Origin of the sequence: Streptomyces sp. NPDC059900 (assembly GCF_050270335.1) — a bacterium.
GTDB lineage: Bacteria > Actinomycetota > Actinomycetes > Streptomycetales > Streptomycetaceae > Streptomyces.
Window position 1 is genome coordinate 1 of sequence record NZ_JBNNJZ010001108.1, and the last position, 1,293, is coordinate 1,293.

Annotated in this window: 1 protein-coding gene; it reads left to right on the forward strand. The window is 70.8% G+C overall.

Features of this window, described 5'->3' with window-relative positions; translation table 11 throughout:
- Nucleotides 1-731 (forward strand): 4-hydroxy-2-oxovalerate aldolase (gene dmpG, locus ACQKIP_RS47650; RefSeq protein WP_427745889.1); only part of this gene is annotated, 731 nt, incomplete at its 5' end.
- Nucleotides 732-1,293: the final 562 nt, after the last annotated feature.

The following is a 1,293-nucleotide window of genomic DNA, read 5'->3' on the forward strand; positions in this document are numbered from 1 at the left end:
GGCAGGCCCGCTCCCGGGGCATCCGCTCGGTCCGCATCGCCACCCACTGCACCGAGGCGGACATCTCCGCCCAGCACATCGACGCCGCCCGCAGCCTGGGCATGGACGTGGCGGGCTTCCTGATGATGTCCCACATGGCCGAGCCCGCCGAACTCGCCCGGCAGGCCAAGCTGATGGAGTCCTACGGCGCCCAGTGCGTCTACGTCACCGACTCCGGCGGCCGCCTGACCATGGACGGCGTGCGCGAGCGCCTGCGCGCCTACCGTGATGCCCTCTCGCCCAACACCGAACTCGGCATCCACGCGCACCACAACCTGGGCCTGGGCATCGCCAACTCGGTCGTGGCCGTGGAGAACGGCGTCACCCGCGTCGACGCCTCCCTCGCCGGGCAGGGGGCGGGCGCCGGCAACTGCCCGCTCGAAGCGTTCGTGGCGGTCGCCGACCTGATGGACTGGCAGCACGGCTGCGACCTGTTCCCGCTGATGGACGCCGCCGACGACCTGGTCCGCCCGCTGCAGGACCGCGACGTGCGGGTGGACCGCGAGACCCTCACCCTCGGCTACGCCGGCGTGTACTCCAGCTTCCTGCGCCACGCGGAAGCCGCGGCGCACCGCTACGGCCTGGACACCCGCGCGATCCTGGTCGAGGTCGGACGGCGCAAGATGGTCGGCGGCCAGGAAGACATGATCACCGACATCGCCCTCGATCTCGCTGCCGGCCCGGCCGCCTGACGACCGGCTTCGGCAGACACTGCCCTGATCGACCGACGGCACAACGCACACGGCACGGCCCCGGCGCCGCCACAGCCCTGCGACCCCAACGGACGCAGGGCTGAGATGGGCAATGGCCGTCACGAACAGCGGAGTCCGGGGGCGCGCCATTGGCTGAGGCCGGTGACGCAAGCCTTCTGGCCCGTGCTGCGGGGCCCCGGACTCTGGCGGCAACATCATTGAGAAGCAGTCTGGAGTTCCACACCCGAGAGGGGGCCGGACAGCAGGCGGGCACCGGGACGTGGCGCTCCCCGCCGGCGGACCAGACGCTGGAAATGCCGGCCCGCCGGCGACTGCTGACGGCGACGGGCACTGCGCAGGCAGGCGTTGCACACCTCCATGGGGCCTGTCCGTCCCGGCCGGGTCAGGGGTTCGCGCTGCGTGCCGTGGCGAAACGGCCGAACACCTTGCTTAATCTATCGATAATCGATAGATTCCCATCGTCATTCGATGGAAGGTGGGTCATGGGACAGTGGGCCGTGGGTGCGCTTCGCACCGTGCTCGTGATGGTGCTCGCCGGCAC